Genomic DNA, 16,889 nt, shown 5'->3' with positions numbered 1-16,889 from the left:
GGGCAACAAAGCGCCTGGTCAGAGGCCCTTTGCAGCTCCATCGGGCCAGAGGTGGCGGCCCCGGTCGTCCTCGTTCTCTCACTCGTTTCTTACCGGGCCGTCACTGCCCCACCCGGTTGGCCAGCGCCTTGAAGTCCGACCAGGACAGGGCGGGCGTCCGCGGGTCCCAGGTCTTCTGCGCCAGTGCCGCCAGCGGCAGCCGGATGCCGGCCGCCACCTGCTGGTCCGTCTGCGCCTGCGCCCGGTCGCACCAGATCGCGAAGCGCGCCCCGGGGATCCGGTCCGGGCCCGTCATGTTCGCGGGCACCGCCACCGGCCGGGTCCCGCGGATCACCCGCGGGGTCCAGCTCTCGTAGATCCGCTGGCCGGTCGGGTAGACGAACTGGTTGGGCTCGCCGAGCACGTAGTAGAGGTACTCGTCGTTGAAGTTCATGACGTTGCGGCCCTCGCGCAGGAACTCCGCGGGGTCGCGCTTGCCGGCCTCCTTGCCGGTCCAGTAGTCGACCATCCGGTTCTTGTCCGCGCTCACGACCCCGCCGGTGAAGAACCCGTCGTTCCAGGCCTCCACCCGGTTCTTGCCCTTGGCCTCCACGGTCTTCTGCCGGTCGTTGAGCCAGCCGGTCGTCAGGTCCTCGATGGTGCCGCGGGAGCCGTACTTCTTCTGTGCGGCCCGCGCCAGCTGCGGATACGAGGCGGCCGGTGAGGACGCCATCAGCGCCTGGTACTCGTCGCCGCCCAGGTGCCAGTACGCCGGGGCGCCCTTGGGGTTGGTGAACAGCTCGCTGAACTCCTTGAGCAGCGAGTCGATGAGCGGGGCCGACTTGGGGTTGGAGATGTCGATCGCGCCCGGGATCACCCGGCCCCGGACATTGCGCAGCTGCAGATCGGGATAGTGGTCGAGGACGGCGCCGAGGTGGCCGGGCGAGTCCAGCTCCGGGACGACGGAGATGTGCAGGGTGCGCGCGAGCGCGATGATCTGGCGGACCTGGGCCTTGGTGAGGTGGTCGGGGGAGACGATCTCGGGGTGGGTGTCGCTCTGGATGCGGAAGCCCTGGTCGTCGGAGAAGTGCAGCTGGAACTGGTTGAGCTTGAGGTCGGCGATCTCCCGCAGCCGGGCCTCGATCCAGTTCTGGGTGAACGGCTTGCGGGCGTTGTCCAGCGACATGCCGCGCTGCGGGCGGTCGGGCCGGTCCTCGATGGTGCCCTCGGGGAGCCCGCCCGCGGCGCGGACGGCCTGCTTGACGGTGCGGGTGCCGTAGAAGATTCCGGCGTCGGTGGGGGCCGTGAGGGTGAGCTTGGTCCCGGAGGCGGTGAGGGTGTAGGCCTCGTCGGCGGCGCTCTTGACGGGGACGTTGTTGTCGCCGTTCTTCCCCGTCAGCTTCACCTCGACGTCGCCGGGCCGTACCTCCTGGTCGCCGTAGACGAGGCCGAGGCCGAGGTCGTTGGCCATCCGCTGGGCCTCGTCGGCGACATTGCTCTTCTCGCCGGCCGGCACCACCACACGGGCCCCCTTGGACGGGCGCCAGCCGCGCCCGTCGGCCTGGCGGAACTCGCGGACGGCCGGGACGACCTGCGGCTTTCCGGTCACCGGCGCCCAGCTGGGGGTGGCGGCGGGCGAGGGGTTCATCTTGGCGCTGGTGCTCCCGGGCGGCTCGGTGTCGGCGCTGCCGGAGCAGCCGGCGAGCAGCAGCGCACCGGCGAGCGCCGCAGCCGGAAGGGCGGCGCGGGCCGCGGGGCCCGTGCGCGTCGCCGGCGTCATCAGGGGGCGCGGGGAGGCCGAGGGCCGCGGGGCGCGCGGCGGCCGCATCGGATTCGACATCGTGCAATCCTCACTTTTCGGGGCGAAGGTATTGCCAGGTGTGCGGAGCCGGTCGTCCACCGAACGCACGAAAGCTCTCTCATCCGGGTGAAATTCGCGCATCCATCGGACAGCGAACGACAAGCATCGTTAGCGTGGCGGTTCCAGTCGTCACCCCCTTCACAGGGCCTCCCGGAACCGCCGGATACCACCGGGGCGCCGTGTCACACGCACCACCGTCACACCCACCACCGCTTCCTGCGCGTCCCGGCTCGGGTCCGCTTCCCCCAGCTTCCTTCAGTCGCCCGTCCCGCACCCGTCGAACCGATCCATTCGCACCCGTCCGAGGAGCCCACGCTGTCCGGTGACACCCCGGCCGCCCGGCCGACGACGCTGCCACTGCCGCAGCCCCCGTGGTGCGGCATATCTTCACGGGCCGCCGGCTCCGCCCTGCCCCGCCCCCGCCGCGAGGAGCTCGGGCTCGCCCGCTTCAACGCCCTCACCCGCGGCGACACCCTGACGGCGCTCCTGAGCTGCTGCGGCAGCCGCCGCTGGGCCGAGCGGGTGGCCGCGCACCGCCCGTACCCGGATCCGGAGTCCCTGCTCGCCGCCGCGGACGAGGCCTGCTACGACCTGACCGCGGCCGAGCTGGACGAGGCGCTCGCCGAGGAGTCCCTCTCCCCGCAGCCGCTCGTCGGCGCCCGCGGGCCCGGCACCCTCGCCGCCCACACCGCGCTGCGCGCCGCCCACGCCGAGTACGAACGGCGATTCCGTCATGTCTTCGTCATCTGCCTGGACGGCTACCGCGACGACGAGCTGCTCGACCAGGTGCTCTCCGCCCTCCGCACCCGGCTGGGCAACGAACCGGACGAGGAGCGGGCGGTCGCGGCGGACGAGCTGCGGCGGCTGGCCCGCGGCCGGCTGGCGCGGCTGCTGAGCGCCGGACCGTAGCGAACCGCGGCTTTTGCCCGGTATGGCCCCGGTTTCCGCTTGTGTGATAGCCCGTTGGTGCCTGTTTGATCACACCTAAGGACCCCCGCGCGAGGAACCGACAGCTCGTCGATACGATGACGAGCGGCCGGTGGACCGTACCCGGCCGGGCCCGACCGACAGAGAAGCCGGCTGGCGCCCCAATCCCCGCTCCCGGAGGGCTATTCCGTGCCGGCTGGAACGCTGTACCGCGGCCGGGAAGGCATGTGGTCCTGGGTGGCTCACCGAGTCACCGGCGTCCTCATCTTCTTCTTCCTGTTCGTACACGTCCTCGACACCGCTCTCGTACGCGTCTCCCCCGAGGCGTACGACAACGTCGTGGCGACTTACAAGACGCCGATCGTCAATGTGATGGAGTACGGCCTGGTGGCCGCCATCCTCTTCCACGCGCTCAACGGCCTGCGCGTCATCGCCGTGGACTTCTGGTCGAAGGGCCCGAAGTACCAGAAGCAGATGCTGTGGACCGTTGTCGGCGTCTGGGTCGTACTGATGGCCGGTGCCTTCTACCCCGTGCTGCAGCACACCCTGCGCACGCTGTTCGGGAGCTGACGCGAGATGTCTGCTGAAACCACCTCCGCAGGTACCACCGCGGCGGGCGCGTCCGACGGCGTCTCGCTCTATGACGTGGACCACCCGGCTCCGGTCATCGAGGCGCCGCGCAAGCGCACGAAGAAGACCGGGCGTGCGTCCCGGGGCAACTTCGAGCTGCAGGCCTGGCTGTTCATGCGGCTGTCCGGCATCGTGCTGGTCGTCCTGGTCCTGGGCCACCTGCTGATCCAGCTGGTCCTCGACGGCGGCGTCTCCAAGATCGGCTTCGCGTTCGTGGCCGGCCGCTGGGCCTCGCCGTTCTGGCAGGTCTGGGACCTGCTGATGCTGTGGCTCGCCATGCTGCACGGCGCCAACGGCCTGCGCACGGTCATCAACGACTACGCGCAGCGGGACAACACCCGCTTCTGGCTGAAGATGCTGCTGTACACCGCGACGGTGTTCACCGTCCTTCTGGGCACGCTGGTGATCTTCACCTTCGACCCGAACATCTCCTAAGGCCGGGGCTGACTGGAACCATGAAGATCCACAAGTACGACACCGTCATCGTCGGCGCCGGTGGCGCGGGCATGCGCGCGGCCATCGAGTCGACCAAGCGCAGCCGCACCGCGGTCCTGACGAAGCTCTACCCGACCCGCTCCCACACCGGCGCCGCCCAGGGCGGTATGGCCGCCGCCCTCGCGAACGTCGAGGAGGACAACTGGGAGTGGCACACCTTCGACACGATCAAGGGTGGCGACTACCTGGTCGACCAGGACGCCGCCGAGATCCTCGCGAAGGAGGCCATCGACTCGGTCCTCGACCTGGAGAAGATGGGCCTGCCGTTCAACCGCACGCCGGACGGCACGATCGACCAGCGCCGCTTCGGCGGTCACTCCCGTAACCACGGTGAGGCCCCGGTCCGCCGGTCCTGCTACGCCTCGGACCGCACCGGCCACATGATCCTCCAGACGCTGTACCAGAACTGCGTCAAGGAGGGCGTGGAGTTCTTCAACGAGTTCTACGTGCTCGACCTGCTGCTCCAGGACGTCGACGGCGTCAAGAAGTCCGCGGGCGTCGTGGCGTACGAGCTGGCCACCGGCGAGGTGCACGTCTTCCAGGCGAAGTCGATCATCTTCGCGTCCGGCGGCACCGGCAAGTTCTTCAAGGTGACCTCCAACGCGCACACCCTGACCGGTGACGGCCAGGCCGCGGCCTACCGCCGCGGGCTGCCCCTGGAGGACATGGAGTTCTTCCAGTTCCACCCGACGGGCATCTGGCGCATGGGCATCCTGCTGACGGAGGGCGCCCGTGGTGAGGGCGGCATCCTCCGCAACAAGGACGGCGAGCGCTTCATGGAGAAGTACGCGCCCGTCATGAAGGACCTCGCCTCGCGTGACGTCGTCTCGCGCTCCATCTACACGGAGATCCGCGAGGGCCGCGGCTGCGGTCCCGACGGCGACCACGTCTACCTGGACCTCACCCACCTGCCGCCGGAGCAGCTGGACGCCAAGCTCCCGGACATCACCGAGTTCGCGCGGACCTACCTCGGCATCGAGCCCTACACGGACCCGATCCCGATCCAGCCGACCGCGCACTACGCCATGGGCGGCATCCCGACCAACGTCGAGGGCGAGGTGCTGGCCGACAACACCACCGTCGTGCCGGGCCTGTACGCCGCCGGCGAGGTGGCCTGTGTCTCCGTGCACGGCGCCAACCGCCTGGGCACCAACTCGCTCCTGGACATCAACGTCTTCGGGCGCCGGGCCGGCATCACGGCGGCGGAGTACTCGGCCACGGCCGACTTCGTCGAGCTCCCCGAGGACCCGGCGAGGCAGGTCCTCGACCAGGTCGAGCGGCTGCGCAACTCCAACGGCACCGAGCGGGTCACCGAGATCCGCAAGGAGCTGCAGGAGTGCATGGACGCCAATGTGATGGTGTTCCGCACCGAGCAGACGATCAAGACCGCGGTCGAGAAGATCGGCGAGCTGCGCGAGCGCTACCTGAACGTGTCCGTCCAGGACAAGGGCAAGCGGTTCAACACCGACCTGCTGGAGGCCATCGAGCTGGGCAACCTGCTCGACCTGGCCGAGGTCATGGCGGTCTCTGCGCTGGCCCGCAAGGAGTCCCGCGGCGGTCACTACCGCGAGGACTACCCCAACCGCGACGACGTCAACTTCATGCGGCACACCATGGCGTACCGCGAGGTGGGCGCAGACGGCGCAGAGTCGATCCGCCTCGACTACAAGCCGGTCGTGCAGACCCGCTACCAGCCGATGGAGCGTAAGTACTGATGAGCACCCCGACTCTCGACAAGCACTCCGCGGCGCTGGACGCGGCCGAGGACGGCGCTTCGCACCTGATCACGGTCACCTTCCGGATCCGCCGGTTCAACCCGGAGATCTCGGACGAGGCCGGCTGGGAGGACTTCCAGCTGGAGATCGACCCCAAGGAGCGCGTCCTGGACGCCCTCCACAAGATCAAGTGGGAGCTGGACGGGACGCTGACCTTCCGCCGCTCCTGCGCCCACGGCATCTGCGGCTCGGACGCCATGCGCATCAACGGCCGCAACCGCCTCGCCTGCAAGACGCTGATCAAGGACATCAACCCCGAGAAGCCGATCACCGTCGAGGCCATCAAGGGCCTCACGGTGCTGAAGGACCTTGTCGTCGACATGGAGCCCTTCTTCCAGGCGTACCGGGACGTGATGCCGTTCCTCATCACGACCGGCAACGAGCCGACCCGTGAGCGGCGCCAGTCCGCCGAGGACCGCGAGCGCTTCGACGACACCACCAAGTGCATCCTGTGCGCCGCCTGCACGTCCTCGTGCCCGGTGTTCTGGAACGACGGCCAGTACTTCGGCCCGGCGGCGATCGTCAACGCGCACCGCTTCATCTTCGACTCGCGCGACGAGGGCGGCGAGCAGCGGCTCGAGATCCTCAACGACAAGGACGGCGTCTGGCGCTGCCGGACGACCTTCAACTGCACGGACGCCTGCCCGCGCGGTATCGAGGTCACCAAGGCCATCCAGGAAGTCAAGCGGGCACTGATCACCCGCCGCTTCTGAGCCCTGCGGCGATCCGGGTCCCGACCCGGCCGCCGAGCAGAGCCGGTACGTCCCGAAGGGCCTCGCCTCCGTATCCCCGGAGGCGGGGCCCTTCGGCCTGTCCGTCCGCCGTCTCCCGCGCCGGGTACACCAGCACCGGCGGCAGCGCGTCGTCCACCAGCGCCAGCGGGTGGTCACAGCAGAAGTACGAGGGGACGAAGACCAGCCCCCGCCCCTGCAGGTGCAGCTCCCGCTCCACCGGATAGCCGACCTCCAGCACCGGCGGCCGCCAGCGCATCGGCGCCCCGAACGTCCGCAGCATCGCCTCCACCCCGGACTGCGCCAGCGCGTGCCTGCGCAACTCCCGGTCCGCGCCCACCCGTTGGGCGATCCGCGACCAGGACGGCGCCACCGCCAGATGGTGGTACGTCCGCAGGCTGCGCGCGAGCCGGCGCAGTGCGGCCGGCTCGCCCTCGCCGATGCCGCGCGCCCACCCCGGCAGCGCCCGGTGCCCCGACAGCCGCGTCACCTCGGTCCGCAGCCGCTGCCGCGGGGTGCTCATCACGGCCTCCAGACCCGGCTCGACCCCGTACTGGGACGCGGACGGCGTGAGGAAGTCCGGGAAGTAGCCGTAGGGCGGGACCAGCGCGAACAGCGTCCGCAGCGGCCCCGGCCCGTGCCGTACGGCGTGCTGCCGCCAAGCCGCCAGCGCCGGATCGCCCCGGCTCTCCCGCAGGGCGTGCAGGCTCAGCACGGTCTCCCAGAGCGGATCGGCCCCGTCGGCCACGCGCGTACGCGCCAGATCCTGCGCGGTGAAGTGCACTCGCAGCACATCGTCCCCCTGCTCCTGCTGCTCCTGCGCCGCCACTGCCCCGGCGGCGTGGACACGAGGATCTGTCCGACGCCTGGACGGTGGCAAGCGGAACCGGTGGGTAGCATTGAGGGTTTTGTGGGACAGGGGGCTTGTGGGGCAGGGGAGTTGGGGGGTCTGAGGGAGGCGATGGGGGGCTGTATCGGGGGGGGGGTGGCCTGGACCTTCCGGCGGGAGCGGACGGCTCGGGACCTTGGCCCGACGCCTCACTTCGGCCCGGGGCTTCGCCCGCCTCCTCGCAGGAGACGCTGGCGCATGAGACGCAGCCGTGCGGTCGTCGTCTGCGCAGGAAGGTGTCATCGCCAGACCGTGGCATCGACCGCCAAGGCACGAGGGGCAGCGGACACCCCGCTCCCCCTCCGGCTCACGATCCGCTCCGGTCTGCTACCGCTCGCCCTCAAGGACCTTGTCCAAAAAGGCATCCAGGTTCCGCACGGTACGAGCGATCCGCTCCTCCACCGGCAGCGTCTCCTCGTGCCGCCCGGCGAGCTGGGACTTCTTGCGGCCCCGCACATAGAGGGAGCAGGCGAGATCGGCACACAGATACGTCCCGACCGTGTTCCCCTGCCGCCCCGAGGGACCGGCACGGCGCGCGGCCAGCAGGCTGACGCCGGATCCCGGATGCCCGGTCACACAGACCGAGCACACCGTCGTCTTCGTAAAGCTCCGCCGTACGCCCTGCGGCACCCGCAGCGTCACCCCGATGAGCCCCTCGCCGCGCGGCGCCACCAGGTAGCTCCGGTCCGGCGCCCCCGGATCACGCCAGCCCAGAAAATCCAGCTCGCCCCAGGGGAGTTCGGCCAGCCCCACCGGCAGATGGAGTCTGCTCGCCTCCCCCTTCGAACAATTCACAAAGGAGGCACGTATCGCTTTTTCACCAACGGGGTCCATGATCTGGGAAGCTAACAGCGCCCCGGGGCCACGTCTCCCGAATTTCCCGCTGCCGGGGGCGCAGGGACGCCCTCCTGGCTCAGCCCCAGGCCTGGTTGCGGGGGTTGTTGCGGCGGCGGACGGAGACCACGATGCCGATGATGATGCCGGCGACGACGACCACGCCGAGGCCGATACCTCCGTAGAGCATCATGGCCTGCTTGCCGCCCATGGGCGGGTCGGGGTCGAAGTTCTGGCCGGCGGCGTTCTGGGTGGAGTCCTTGGCGTCGGGCATCGGCAGCGGGCCCTGTGCCGGGCCGGCCGGGATGTCGCGCCGCAGGGCCGGACCGGGCTGGATGAAGCCGTAGCCGTAGTGGGCGTCGGGCAGCTTGAGGTGCTTGTCCTTTTCGGCCTGCGCCAGTCCGGCGGTCTTCACCAGACGGTTGGCGATCTGGCCCGGCGTGAGGTCGGGGAACTTCTGCTTGAGGAGGGCCGCGGCCGCGGAGACGTAGGCGGTGGCGGCCGAACTGCCGTCGGCGGACGTGCGGTAGTCGGAGTCGCTCTTGCCCATCGCCACGGGGACCTTCACACCGGGGGCGAGCAGATCCATGTCCGAGTTGTAGTTGTTGTCGTCGGAGGCTTCGCCGTACTCGTTGACCGAGCCGACGCCGATCGCCCCCTTGCAGCCCACCGGGTAGCTCTTCCGGGACCAGCCGTCGTTGCCCGCGGCCGCCACCACCACGGCGCCCTTCTGAAGGGCGTACTGGATGGACTCGCACGTGTCGCCTTCCATGTCCCCGCCATAGGACATGTTGATGACGTCCGCACCGTGGTCCACGGCCCACCGGGTGGCCTGTCCGCTGTTTTTGTACTCCGGGACGGGAAGGATCTTCGCGTCCGGTGCCAGCCCCTTGACGCCTTCGGAACCGTTCGGGCCGTGTCCGTGCCCCGCGATGATCCCTGCCATGGCGGTGCCGTGGTCCCGGATGTCCTCATGACCGGAAAGGTGCTTGGCGCCCTCGGCTTCCGTCGCCTTTCCGAAGTCCGGCCCGGGAAGGAACTGCCCCTTCAGGTCCTGGTGGGTCGTGCGGAAACCGCTGTCGAGCACGGCGACCGTCACGCCCTTGCCGGTGGCGTCCTTCCAGAGCTGCTGGGCCCCGAATGCCTCCAACGGCCACAGATCCTTGCGCACCTGGTCTGCGGAGGCCGTCCCGCCCGCGGCCAGCAGCAGCGCTCCGGTCAGCGCAGCACCCACCGTCGCGCGCAGTGTTCGGGTGACCCTCATCCTTCGCTCCTTCTTGCTGTGCTGTCCGGGCGGCATTGTTCCGTCTGAGGAAAGGCCCCGCACACCCGGGTGCGGGGCCTTTGCCTCAAGGGGCCGCAGGCGACGTTATCGCCGCCTCACTCGATGACGCGAGGGGCCACATTACGTTGCGTGGTCCAGGTCTCCTCGTCCTCGACGAGGTAGTCGGGGCGCTGTCCGGTGGTGCGCTCCTTGTCCCCCTTGCCCTTGCCCTTCGCCCCGGCAGCACCTGCCATACCGGCCTGGTTGCCGCCGCGGCTGCGGTGCAGCCCGGAACCGCCCTGCTTGGCGCCGCCCGCCGGGCCGCCCGGCTTGCCGATCAGTCCGCCGCGGGTGCGTGCCTGCGGACCGCCGCGGCCGGCCGCGCCCGCGGCGCCCGCCTTGCCCGCGCCGAGCCCGGCGCCCGGCATACCGCCACCGCGCATACCGCCACCGCCGCGCATACCGCCGGCGCCGAGGGCACCCGCCGCGCCGATGGCCCCGGGCCCCAGAGCACCACCGGGGAAGCCGCCGCCGGTACCGCCGGACACACCGTGACTGCCGCCGGTCATCCCGCCGTTGATGGCACCGGGACCCGTCGACGGAGCGAGGGTGCCGCCCTGCACGCCGTCCAGCCCCGTCGTCACCGGCACCTCGGGCCGCGTCACATGGTGGGGGCTGTCGAAGCCCTTCGGAACGGCGTGGCCGCCCGCACCGTTGGGCGTGTCCGAGGCGCACGACGACTTCTTCGGGTGGGTGCCGCCGATCACCGGCATCCGCACGGGAGGCGGCGGCGGGGAGGAGGACGGGGGTTTCGGCCAGTCGTCCCCGGGGCCGCCCGGCTCGATCCCCTCGTTGAGCCGCTTGCCGTGCCCCTCGTAATGCGCCGCCAGTTCGTCCATGACGACGACCGCCTCGACCTGACGCTCCTTGCTCAGGGACAGGTTGCCCCGGTTGAGCTCCAGCGCCATGCGGGTGTCCATCTTCGGGTTCTGCATGTCCCGCTTGAACTGGCTGTCGTCGCCGCTGTCGTCCGTGGCCCGGTCCACGAGGCCCGGGTCATGGATCTTGGACATGGTCTGCTTGGCCTGGCGCAGGTTGTGCGCGACACCGACCTCGGGGCCCGAGGAGCGCGAACCGATGAGCGTGGACTCGACGTTGCGGGAGTGCTGGTAGGTCCGGTCGATCTTTTCCAGGACCTTGCCGGCTTCCCTGCGGAACGCCTCGGCGGCCGAGCCCTCCCAGTGCGCGGTGGCGTGATCGACGGCGTCCATGAAGCCCTTGCGGATGCCGCCCTGGCCGTCCTGGCCGGCGAGCCGGTCGGCGGAGGCGCGCCAGTGCTGGCCGGAGGTCTCGATCGCCTCGGGGTTGGCGTTGGCGATCATTGCGCGGAGTGCGTTGATGCCGTGGTGATGGAAGTCGGAGGGCGAACGGGGGGTCAGATGCTGCCCCTTGAACGACTTCAGCCGCTCTTCCCGTTCGTGGTTCTTGCGCTGCTGCTCCATCGCCTTGGCGTTGTCGTACTCCTGCTTGGCGTCAACCATGCAGGCCCCCCTTCATCTCTGCTCCATCTCTCGTCCGTGCGTCCAGCGGCCCGCTCAGCCGTTCATCGACGTCTTCGTCTCGTGCTCCTGGTCCTCGTACGCGCCCCGGCTGGCTTCCGTCTTCTCACCGAACTTGTGGATGAGGTCCTGGAGCGCATTGATGACCTGCGACATGTACTCCTGCATGCCGTCATGGGCCTGGGCGAGGCTCCCCGCCTCCAGGAAATCGACGCCGAATGCCGACTTCGGGATCGTCGTGCTGTATTTCACCTTCTGGCTGGGTTCATCCATATCGGCCCGAAGGCGCCGGAGCTGGCGCACCACGCCATCCAGTTCGTCGAGATCGACCTTGAACCGCTCGCTCATTACCGCTCTCCCCGTTCCCCGATCGCCCCGCTCGCACTGCCCTGCAGAGCCGTCACGCCAGGGACAATATGAAGTCAATAAATACTAGGGAGTTGGCCACTGCCACTGCAAGATCGAATGTCGGCATCTGTCCGGATTAACGCTGGATGGCGCCGCACTTTGTAGAGGGGTTGTTACCTTCACGGCGCAACCGATCCATTCGATGATCACCGTAACGATCACGCCCGCAGCGAAGCCAGTTCCACCACCGTCACGTCCGGTGGTGCGCCCAGGCGTACCGGGGGTCCCCAGGCGCCGGCGCCGCGGGTGACGTAGAGCTGGGTGTCGCCGTAGCGCTCCAGGCCGGCGACGGTGGGGTTGGTGGCGGCGGCGAGGTAGGTGAAGGGCCACATCTGGCCGCCGTGGGTGTGGCCGGAGAGCTGGAGGTCCACGCCGAACCGCACGGTGTCGTGGATGGTGACCGGCTGGTGGGCCATCAGGACGACGGCGCGGGACGGGTCCCGGCCGGACAGGGCCCGGTCGTAGTCCGGGCCCGCCTGTTCGGTCTGGCCCGTGACGTCGTTGACGCCGGCGAGGTCGAAGCCGGGCAGTTCGGTGCGGGCGTTCTCCAGCGGGTGGATGCCCAACTCCCTTACGTGGTCGACCCAGGAGCCGGCGCCGGAGTAGTACTCGTGGTTGCCGGTGACGAAGTAGGCGCCGTGGCGGGAGCGGAGGCCGCGCAGGGGTTCGGCGGCCGGGGCGAGGTCGGCGACGCTGCCGTCGACCAGGTCGCCGACGATGGCCACCAGGTCGGGGTCGGTGCGGTTGATGGTCTCGACGACCCGCCGGGTGTGGGCGCGGCCGAGGATCGGGCCCAGATGGATGTCGCTGACGACGGCGATACGGAACCCGTGGGCGCGGCGCGGCAGTTTGGCCAGGGGGACGGTGACCCGCTTCACGACCGGTCCGCCGAGCGTGGTCGCGGTGCCGTAGCCGACGGCGGCCGTGGCGGCGAGCGACGCGCCCGCGGCGACCGCCCGGGCGAGGAAGAGCCGGCGGGGCGGCACAGCGGGCGGTGGCAGGGCAGGGGTGCCGGGCGGGAGGAGCGTGGGCGACGGGGAGGGGGAGGGCGAAGGGGAAGGCGGAGGGGACGACGGGGAGGGGGTCGGAGGGGGCGACGGGGAGGGGGCCGGAGGGGACGACGGGGAGGGGGTCGGAGGGGGCGACGGGTCGCGGTCGGCGGAGGGTGCGGGCGCCGGCCGGGCGTCGGTCGGCGGGGCAGCCGTGGGCGGGGCGGGTGCCTGCGAGGCGGCCGGCGGCGGGGGCGCTCCGTCCGGCTCGCGGGTGCGGAGGAGGCGTAGGCCCACCGCCCGGACCGCCTCCCCCGCCAGCAGCGCCAGGGTGAGGTAGAGCACCATCGCCAGCCAGAGGTAGCCGGGCCAGGCGAGTGCCTGCTGGAGGGGGAAGGGCGCGCCGGCCCGGCCGGCCAGCAGGGCGGCGAGGGTGGTCAGGGGGAGGACGAAGGCGGCGGCGGTGCCCGCGCGGCGGGGCCGGCTGCCGGGTGCGGTGGTGTCGCGGACGAGTCGGCACCACAGGTAGCGGTGCACGCCGAAGAACAGTCCGAGGACCGGGATCACGATCAGGGCGAAGATCACGGCGTCTCCCCGTGCCCGTGGGTCAGGAGCCGGACGAGGTGGGGGCGGGGGGCTGGTCGGACGTGCCCTGGGCGGTCTCGCGGCGCAGGGCCCGTACGCCACGGAACCCGATCACGCCGATGGCCGTCCCCAAGAGAAAGGAAGCCACCGCGAGCGCCAGATGCACCCAGAAGTAGGCAGTCGGGTCACCCGCAGCATCGAAGGCGAGGCCGCTCCCGTCCTTCCAGAGGTTTTTGACGAAAGTGATCCAGATGAACCAGCTCCACACCCCGAAGGCGAGCAGGAACCAGGACACGGGGCGGGAGAGCTTCATACATCCCAGTATGGGCAGCGGCTCCATCCGGCGGTCGGCAGGGGCACTCTTCCGTGGGGTGCTGTCGGCGCCCCGGACAAAGACGGGTACGTTCACCGACGTGCCGACGACCTTCTGTGCTTCCACGGCTTCCACCGATCCGACCGCATCGGCTGCCCCGGCCGCGTCGACCGCCCCGGCCGCGCCCGGCCGTGCGGCGCGCACCGGCTTCCCCCTGCGCACCGCCGCCGCGCTGGCCGCCTCCGGACTGCTGGCCTCCCCGCTGCTGGCCGGCACCGCACACGCCGATCCCAAGACTCCCGCGCCGCCGGCGAAGATGTCGCAGATCGGCGGGGACCGGCTGGGCACGCCCGGCGTCCAGGTGGCGCCGCGGCCCGGCGCCCCGAAACTGCCGGGGCCGGACCAGCTCACCGCCCGCTCGTGGATCGTCTCCGACGCGGCCTCCGGCAAGGTGCTGGCCGCCAAGAACCCGCACTGGCAGCTCGCGCCCGCCAGCACGCTGAAGATGCTGTTCGCCGACACGGTGCTGCCGAAGTTCCCCAAGGACGAGAAGCACACGGTCAAGCCCGCCGACCTGGCGGGAATGGGCGCCGGCAGCAGCCTCGTGGGGATAAAGGAGAACCTGAGCTACACGGTCCACGACCTGTGGCTGGGCGTCTTCCTGCGGTCCGGCAACGACGCGGTGCACACGCTCTCGGCGATGAACGGCGGCACCGAGGCCACCGTCAGGCAGATGCAGAAGCACGCGAAGGAACTGAACGCCAACGACACCCATGTGGTGACCCCGGACGGCTATGACGCGCCGGGCCAGGTCTCCAGCGCGTACGACCTGAGCCTGTTCGCCCGGTCGGGGCTGCAGAACGCCGACTTCCGCGAGTACTGCTCGACGGCCAGCGCGCAGTTCCCCGGCGACAAGGGCAAGGGCGGCAAGCGGGCGTCGTTCGGCATCCAGAACACCAACCGGCTGCTCAGCGGCGATTACGACCTCAAGCCGTACCCGGGGATCGCGGGGGTGAAGAACGGTTCCACCACCAACGCGGGGTCGACGTTCACCGGCGTGGCCCAGCGCGGCGACCGCAAGCTCCTCGTCACGGTCATGAACCCGGAGAAGAAGGAGCACAACGAGGCCTACCGGGAGGCCGCCAGGCTGCTCGACTGGGGCTTCGCCGCGGCCGACAAGGTGGACCCGGTCGGCCGGCTCGTCGGCCCCCGGAGCGAGGACGACGGCACCGGCGCCGTGAACGCCAAGGGCAAGGGCAAGGACGCGCACAAGAGCACCCAGGCCGCGCTGAACGGCACCGGCGGCGCGGACGGCGCCTGGACCGCGGTGGGCATCGCCAGCGCCGTACTGGCGGTGTTGGGCGTCGTGGCGTTCGCCGTCCACCGGCGCCGGCCGCTGCCGGAGCGGGTGCGGGGCCGTCGGCCCCGGAAGTGAGCGAGTGAGCCGGGCGAGCGGGGGGACACCGAAGGCGCGGAGGGAGCAAAGGACGCGGAAGGCGCGGCGAGGGCGGCGCTCACGGGCCGCGGGCGGGCGTTGACGGGCGCGGGCGGACCGGCCGCGTGGAGCCCCCGTACGAGCCCCGACGGCGGCCGGTGTCAGGCCGCCCGGGGGCGGTCCCGTCCCTCCGGCCGCTGCGGCTCGTCCCGCCCCTCCGGCCCGTCCGGCACTTCCCGTCCCTCCGGTCGCTCGGGCCCGTCCGGCCCGTCCGGCACCTTGAGCTCCGTGTCCTTCTCGCGCTCCTCCCCCTCCGTGGCTGTCCAGGAGGCGCAGTACACCAGGAGCTTGGCGGTGAAGTTGATCCACAGCAGGAGTGCGATCGGGGTGCCGAAGGCGCCGTACATGCTGCGCGAAGCGACGCCCTGGAGATAGCCGCTGAGCAGCAGCTTCAGCAGTTCGAAGCCGACGGCGCCGAGGAGGCCGGCGATCACGACGGCGCGGCGCGGCGGGTGCACGCCGGGGAGCCTGGTCAGTATGTAGGCGAGCAGCAGGAAGTCCGCGAGGACGGCGATGACGAACCCGGCGGCCGAGAGCAGGATGCTGCCGATGCCGTTCTCCGGAAGGCCGATCGCCTCGGCCACCTTGCCCACCGCGGCGCCGGCGAAGGTCGAGCAGGCGAGGGAGAGCACGGCGACGCCGCCGACGCCGAGCAGCAGGACGCCGTCGCGGAGCTTGCCGAGGAAGAAGTTGGCCTTCTCGTTGTCCTTCTCCCATACGGCGCGCAGGCAGTCGCGCAGCGACTCGACCCAGCCGATGCCGGTGAGCAGCAGCGCGGCCCCGGCGACCAGGCCGATGGTGGTGGCGTTGTCGACGAGTGCGGCGATGTCGAGCTGTCCCGAGATGCCGGGGAGCTGCTCGGCGATCTTGTCTTCCAGGGTGTGCAGCCGGGCGTCGCTGAGCAGCGCGGCGCCGATCGCGGCGGCGACGGTGAGCAGCGGGAAGAGCGCGACGAAGCTGGTGAAGGTGATCGCGGCGGCGAGCCTGGTCCAGTGGACCCGGAGCATCCGCTCGTAGGCGTGCCAGAGGTGCGTGGTCATCAGCCAGCTGACGGCCGGTCCGATCACCGGCAGTTTGCCCAACCAGTCCATGGCGTTCCCCTCGTGCGGTCCCAGGCGTCCGTTGCCCTGGTGACCTTGTGCCCGCCGGTGTGTGCAGGATGTCAGGCGGCTGCCCGGGCCGATCGGAAAGACGCGCCCTGACCTCCGGGTATCCGGCCGGGGGGCATGCCGTACGGGAGCGGGGGGGCGCCGCAGCAGCCACTACGGGCGACGGGGCCCTTTCCCCGGGCCGACGGCCGCGGGCGACGGGGCCGGCCGCCCCGTGCGCGGGGCGGCGGCGGTCAGCTCGGCGGGCGGCCGGCGCCGCTCAGCAGGACGGGGCCGGCGGCCGGGAGAGGTCGACGGCCTGGCGCGGGACGGCGGCGGTCTGCGGCCCGAAGGGGTACTCCTGCTCCAGCCGCCACACGGCGTCCGGGCCCTGCTCGTAGAGCGCGAAGCCGCTTATCGTCCAGGTCGCGCAGAAGTCCCTGAGGCCGGCCTGGGCGCGGTCCATGGAGGCCTCGTCGGTGCCGTGGGCGACCGTCACGTGCGGGTGGTAGGGGAACTGCAGCTCCCGTGCGCAGGGGCCGGACGCGGCGCGGATCCGGGCCTGGAGGGCGGTGCAGCCCGTCACGCCCTCGGTGACCTTGACGTAGACGACCGGGGAGAGCGGCCGGAAGGTTCCGGTGCCTTCGAGGCGCAGCGGGAAGGGGCGGCAGCCGGCCGCGACCTCGGCGAGGTGGCGTTCGATGCCGGGCAGCGCTTCGGTGCGGACCTCCGTCGGCGGGAGGAGGGTGATGTGCGTGGGGATGCCGGGTGCGGCCAGGTCCCCGAAGCCCTCGCGCTTCCTCTGGAGGAAGCTGCCGTACGGCTCCGGGACCGCGATCGAAACGCCCAGCGTTACGGTCCCCACGGCGTTCTCCCTCCTGACGTATGGGCGGCGCGCTCGCGCACCTTCTTAGTGTGCCGGGTGCGCGCCCTTCGCGGGGAGCGTCCTCGGCCGTCTTGTGAGCAGACACAGGAGCCCCCACGGGTGGGGGCCCCTGGTCCGGTGGCGTCCGCGGGGCACCGGGCGGCCCGCCTCGGGGCTGCTCCGGGCCGTGCGCCGACGGTCG

Annotated in this window: 16 protein-coding genes; 6 read left to right on the top strand and 10 right to left on the bottom strand. The window is 71.0% G+C overall.

The genetic code is table 11. The features are described from left to right. Positions 1–100: 100 nt before the first annotated feature. Positions 101–1,819: a beta-N-acetylhexosaminidase gene (locus AB0411_RS18050; RefSeq protein WP_366418282.1), complete on the bottom strand. Its 1,719-nt coding sequence runs from the start codon at positions 1,817–1,819 to the stop codon at positions 101–103. A gap of 402 nt (positions 1,820–2,221) precedes the next feature. Between AB0411_RS18050 and AB0411_RS18045 the strand changes: the two genes are divergently transcribed. The 5 genes from AB0411_RS18045 to AB0411_RS18025 all read left to right on the top strand — a co-directional run bounded on the left by AB0411_RS18045 (position 2,222) and on the right by AB0411_RS18025 (position 6,380). Continuing rightward, entirely contained in the window at positions 2,222–2,749 is a 528-nt protein-coding gene (locus tag AB0411_RS18045; RefSeq protein ID WP_366418512.1) for a 2-oxo-4-hydroxy-4-carboxy-5-ureidoimidazoline decarboxylase, read from the top strand. 207 nt (positions 2,750–2,956) lie between these two features. Then, complete coding sequence (sdhC, locus tag AB0411_RS18040; RefSeq protein WP_030066793.1) at positions 2,957–3,337, top strand: succinate dehydrogenase, cytochrome b556 subunit; 381 nt, start codon at positions 2,957–2,959, stop codon at positions 3,335–3,337. 6 nt (positions 3,338–3,343) lie between these two features. Continuing rightward, positions 3,344–3,832, top strand: a complete 489-nt coding sequence (locus AB0411_RS18035; protein ID WP_086720443.1) for a succinate dehydrogenase hydrophobic membrane anchor subunit — start codon at positions 3,344–3,346, stop codon at positions 3,830–3,832. A gap of 20 nt (positions 3,833–3,852) precedes the next feature. Continuing rightward, positions 3,853–5,607: a succinate dehydrogenase flavoprotein subunit gene (gene sdhA / locus AB0411_RS18030; protein WP_366418281.1), complete on the top strand. Its 1,755-nt coding sequence runs from the start codon at positions 3,853–3,855 to the stop codon at positions 5,605–5,607. Next, positions 5,607–6,380 (top strand): succinate dehydrogenase iron-sulfur subunit, encoded by a 774-nt coding sequence (locus AB0411_RS18025; RefSeq protein ID WP_366418280.1) that lies wholly within the window; start codon positions 5,607–5,609, stop codon positions 6,378–6,380. The genes sdhA and AB0411_RS18025 overlap by 1 nt, the downstream gene beginning before the upstream one ends. On the opposite strand, the gene AB0411_RS18020 is transcribed toward AB0411_RS18025, so the two are convergent. The 7 genes from AB0411_RS18020 to AB0411_RS17990 all read right to left on the bottom strand — a co-directional run bounded on the left by AB0411_RS18020 (position 6,364) and on the right by AB0411_RS17990 (position 13,239). Continuing rightward, positions 6,364–7,227 carry a hypothetical protein gene (locus AB0411_RS18020; protein ID WP_366418279.1) on the bottom strand — a complete coding sequence of 288 codons (864 nt, stop codon included), beginning with the start codon at positions 7,225–7,227 and terminating at the stop codon, positions 6,364–6,366. The two genes, AB0411_RS18025 and AB0411_RS18020, sit on opposite strands and share 17 nt — an antisense overlap. A gap of 387 nt (positions 7,228–7,614) precedes the next feature. After that, positions 7,615–8,121, bottom strand: coding sequence for an FBP domain-containing protein (locus AB0411_RS18015; protein WP_366418278.1), 507 nt, complete (start codon positions 8,119–8,121; stop codon positions 7,615–7,617). Between the two features lie 79 nt (positions 8,122–8,200). Continuing rightward, positions 8,201–9,385, bottom strand: coding sequence for a S8 family peptidase (locus AB0411_RS18010; protein ID WP_366418277.1), 1,185 nt, complete (start codon positions 9,383–9,385; stop codon positions 8,201–8,203). 116 nt (positions 9,386–9,501) lie between these two features. Further along, positions 9,502–10,926, bottom strand: a complete 1,425-nt coding sequence (locus AB0411_RS18005) for a hypothetical protein (RefSeq protein WP_366418276.1) — start codon at positions 10,924–10,926, stop codon at positions 9,502–9,504. 54 nt (positions 10,927–10,980) lie between these two features. Continuing rightward, positions 10,981–11,292: a hypothetical protein gene (locus AB0411_RS18000; protein ID WP_366418275.1), complete on the bottom strand. Its 312-nt coding sequence runs from the start codon at positions 11,290–11,292 to the stop codon at positions 10,981–10,983. Positions 11,293–11,510: 218 nt separating this feature from the next. Next, positions 11,511–12,926, bottom strand: coding sequence for a metallophosphoesterase (locus AB0411_RS17995; RefSeq protein ID WP_366418274.1), 1,416 nt, complete (start codon positions 12,924–12,926; stop codon positions 11,511–11,513). A 22-nt stretch (positions 12,927–12,948) separates the two neighbouring features. Next, positions 12,949–13,239 (bottom strand): SCO4848 family membrane protein, encoded by a 291-nt coding sequence (locus AB0411_RS17990; protein ID WP_366418273.1) that lies wholly within the window; start codon positions 13,237–13,239, stop codon positions 12,949–12,951. A gap of 10 nt (positions 13,240–13,249) precedes the next feature. Here AB0411_RS17990 and AB0411_RS17985 point away from each other — a divergent pair, with 10 nt between their 5' ends. Next, positions 13,250–14,674 (top strand): D-alanyl-D-alanine carboxypeptidase family protein, encoded by a 1,425-nt coding sequence (locus AB0411_RS17985; protein ID WP_366418272.1) that lies wholly within the window; start codon positions 13,250–13,252, stop codon positions 14,672–14,674. 161 nt (positions 14,675–14,835) lie between these two features. Here the strand turns inward: AB0411_RS17985 and AB0411_RS17980 are convergent, their stop codons facing one another. Both AB0411_RS17980 and AB0411_RS17975 read right to left on the bottom strand, forming a co-directional pair. Continuing rightward, positions 14,836–15,825, bottom strand: coding sequence for a YihY/virulence factor BrkB family protein (locus AB0411_RS17980; RefSeq protein WP_366418271.1), 990 nt, complete (start codon positions 15,823–15,825; stop codon positions 14,836–14,838). 277 nt (positions 15,826–16,102) lie between these two features. Continuing rightward, positions 16,103–16,687: a 2'-5' RNA ligase family protein gene (locus AB0411_RS17975; RefSeq protein WP_366418270.1), complete on the bottom strand. Its 585-nt coding sequence runs from the start codon at positions 16,685–16,687 to the stop codon at positions 16,103–16,105. Between the last annotated feature and the right edge of the window lie 202 nt (positions 16,688–16,889).

Source organism: Streptomyces angustmyceticus, assembly GCF_040701845.1.
In the GTDB taxonomy this organism is placed as follows: domain Bacteria; phylum Actinomycetota; class Actinomycetes; order Streptomycetales; family Streptomycetaceae; genus Streptomyces; species Streptomyces angustmyceticus_A.
Note: the sequence above shows the minus strand (reverse complement) of the source record. Positions and strands in the feature narration are given on the sequence as shown.

What these genes read in the sequence shown, in the direction of transcription:
- AB0411_RS17980 (WP_366418271.1), bottom strand. Translation starts at nt 15,825, where the DNA reads ATGGACTGGTTGGGCAAACTGCCGGTGATCGGACCGGCCGTCAGCTGG.
- AB0411_RS18000 (WP_366418275.1), bottom strand. Translation starts at nt 11,292, where the DNA reads ATGAGCGAGCGGTTCAAGGTCGATCTCGACGAACTGGATGGCGTGGTG.
- AB0411_RS18050 (WP_366418282.1), bottom strand. Translation starts at nt 1,819, where the DNA reads ATGTCGAATCCGATGCGGCCGCCGCGCGCCCCGCGGCCCTCGGCCTCC.
- AB0411_RS17985 (WP_366418272.1), top strand. Translation starts at nt 13,250, where the DNA reads ATGGGCAGCGGCTCCATCCGGCGGTCGGCAGGGGCACTCTTCCGTGGG.
- AB0411_RS18010 (WP_366418277.1), bottom strand. Translation starts at nt 9,385, where the DNA reads ATGAGGGTCACCCGAACACTGCGCGCGACGGTGGGTGCTGCGCTGACC.
- AB0411_RS17990 (WP_366418273.1), bottom strand. Translation starts at nt 13,239, where the DNA reads ATGAAGCTCTCCCGCCCCGTGTCCTGGTTCCTGCTCGCCTTCGGGGTG.
- sdhA (WP_366418281.1), top strand. Translation starts at nt 3,853, where the DNA reads ATGAAGATCCACAAGTACGACACCGTCATCGTCGGCGCCGGTGGCGCG.
- AB0411_RS18015 (WP_366418278.1), bottom strand. Translation starts at nt 8,121, where the DNA reads ATGGACCCCGTTGGTGAAAAAGCGATACGTGCCTCCTTTGTGAATTGT.
- AB0411_RS18035 (WP_086720443.1), top strand. Translation starts at nt 3,344, where the DNA reads ATGTCTGCTGAAACCACCTCCGCAGGTACCACCGCGGCGGGCGCGTCC.
- AB0411_RS18025 (WP_366418280.1), top strand. Translation starts at nt 5,607, where the DNA reads ATGAGCACCCCGACTCTCGACAAGCACTCCGCGGCGCTGGACGCGGCC.
- AB0411_RS18005 (WP_366418276.1), bottom strand. Translation starts at nt 10,926, where the DNA reads ATGGTTGACGCCAAGCAGGAGTACGACAACGCCAAGGCGATGGAGCAG.